Source organism: Dietzia sp. KRD202 (assembly GCF_017168155.1).
GTDB classification, from domain to species: domain Bacteria; phylum Actinomycetota; class Actinomycetes; order Mycobacteriales; family Mycobacteriaceae; genus Dietzia; species Dietzia kunjamensis.
This window is the reverse complement of sequence record NZ_JABFAN010000150.1, coordinates 1-875: the sequence shown is the minus strand read 5'-3', so window position 1 is coordinate 875 and position 875 is coordinate 1. Positions and strand designations below refer to the sequence as shown.

Here is an 875-nt window from a genome sequence, read left to right as displayed (position 1 = left end):
GGGTTCTACAACCACGACCGACGACACAGCACGATCGGAATGGTGAGCCCGATCAGCTACGAGACCGCCGCGGCGACCGAACCGGAAGCCGCCTAGGAAACCCTCCACGATTCGGGGGGAACCACAAGGAAGATTCCCGGAGCTAGAGCTGAGGCGACAAACCACGCGCTGACCGCGCAGCCAACAACGACCACGCTCAATGCGGTGAGCAGCCTGGTGCCAAAGCTCGACCGGGCGAACAATCGGCGCGGCCATGATCTCGGTGGGCACCAGGTACCGAGGTGGACGTCGACGTCAACATCTATGGCACAGATATGGGTGGAGGGCTTTACGGAGCCCAGGACGCGCACAGCAACTTCACGATCGGCGATGAGGTCATCACCACGATCGACGACAATGCCAAGACGATGACGACCCGCGTCAACGGCGAGATCGTCAGCAGTAGCCCGGTCTCGCTAGGAAAGGCCTCGACACCAACGCCGAACGGCACCTACTACCTCGGCGATCGGCATGAGTCGCTCATCATGGACTCATCGACATTCGGCGTGCCGGTCGATTCGGCGGACGGCTACCGGCTTTCAGTTAACTGGGCCACTCAGATGTCCTACAGCGGGATCTACGTCCATGGCGCCCCGTGGTCCGTCGGGCAGCAGGGCTTCACCAACGTCAGTAACGGCTGTATCAATGTCACCGACGCCTACGCCAAGTCGTTCCAGAACAACAGCAACCGTGGCGACGTGGTCGAAGTCATCTGAGAATGACAACCCCATTTGGCCCCGCTGTGCTGTTTTGATTTGGCCCCACCCTCGTGATGGGTTGGGGGTGGGCGCGCCGGTGGTTGGCGTCCCGGGCGGTCAGGTGGTCGCGGGTTCCTT

At 61.7% G+C, this 875-nt stretch carries 1 pseudogene; it reads left to right on the top strand.

The features are described 5' to 3' along the window. Positions 1-263: 263 nt before the first annotated feature. Positions 264-752 (top strand): annotated as a pseudogene (locus J1M64_RS19580) (L,D-transpeptidase); the annotation flags it as partial. Positions 753-875 lie beyond the last annotated feature (123 nt).